The sequence below is a fragment of the Methylobacterium sp. NPDC080182 genome, from assembly GCF_050281105.1.
Lineage (GTDB): Bacteria > Pseudomonadota > Alphaproteobacteria > Rhizobiales > Beijerinckiaceae > Methylobacterium.
In genome coordinates this window covers 1-1,148 of record NZ_JBNNWO010000066.1, presented here as the reverse complement: position 1 = coordinate 1,148, position 1,148 = coordinate 1, and the positions used below count along the sequence as shown (strand labels likewise).

The 1,148-nt window shown below is 66.5% G+C and carries 1 protein-coding gene; it reads right to left on the bottom strand.

Translation table 11 applies throughout. The annotated features are described in order from the left end of the window. The coding region (locus ACQKQD_RS34140; protein ID WP_427511005.1) for an IS1182 family transposase at positions 1 to 1,090 on the bottom strand (1,090 nt) is incomplete at its 3' end. Positions 1,091 to 1,148 lie beyond the last annotated feature (58 nt).

The window sequence follows — 1,148 nt, the reverse complement described above, 5'->3', positions numbered from 1 at the left end:
CGACCGAGGTGTAGCGATGGAAGAGCGTCTGACCCGCCGGACATCGGTAGGTATTGTCCTGACGACGGTAGAGGAAATCATCCTTGCCGAAGCGCCCGACGGCCTTCGCGCCCGAGGTCATCGGCCGGGGCAGCGTCACGGCGATGCCGGCGCGTTCGCAGGCTAGGATCTGTTCACTGGAATAGTAACCCCGGTCAGCCACGGCATTGAGCGTGTCCGCTTCCAGAGCCTCTTTGGCCCTCGCGGCCATGCCGCCGAGCTGCGCCCGGTCCGAGCCGGCATTGGTGACCGCGTGCGCGACGATCAGGTGATGCTCGGTCTCGACCGCCACCTGGACGTTGTAACCCACCACGCCCGATCCACGGCCGCTGGTGGCCATGGATCGCGCATCGGGATCGGTCAGCGAGACCTGCCGGTCGGGCGCGGCCTTCATCTGCTCCTCCAACCCCGCCAGCCGCTCCATCTCCTGCCCGAGGCGGGCGATCTTCTCCTTCAGCCGCTCCACCTTGGCTGCGAGTTCCGGCGTAGGATCCTGACGATCGGCTGTGTCGAGCTGCGAGAGGTAGCGTGACACGCTCTCCTCGATCTGCTGGCGGCGCCGGTCGAGCTTGCCTTGCGTGAAGTTGCGGTCGCGATTGTTGACCGCCTTGAACTTCGAGCCGTCGATCGCGACGCGCGTCCCCGTCAGAAGGCCCATCGTGCGGCACAGGGCGACAAAGCGGGCACAGACTCGCCCGATGGCGGGGCCGTTCTGCCGACGGAACTCGGCAATGGTCTTATGATCGGGCGATAGCCGGCCGGTCAGCCACATGACCTCGACGTTGCGGCCCGCCTCGCGCTCCAGCCGTCGGCTCGACGGGACCCGGTTGAGATAGCCGTAGACGTACAGCTTCAGCAGGGCGGCCGGATGGTAGCCCGGTCGACCCGTGCATGCCGCATCGACGCCCGCAAAGCCGAGCGCGCCGAGTTCCAGGGCCTCCACGAAGGCATCGACGACGCGGACAGGGTTGTCCTCGGCGATCCAGTCTTCCAGGCAAGGCGGAAATAGCGTCGTCTGATCGCGCTCGGCACCGACAACGAACCGTCCCATGCCGTCCTCCGGTCGTGCAGAGGAAGGCTACCACCATCGGGGTTTTGACACAGCCAGG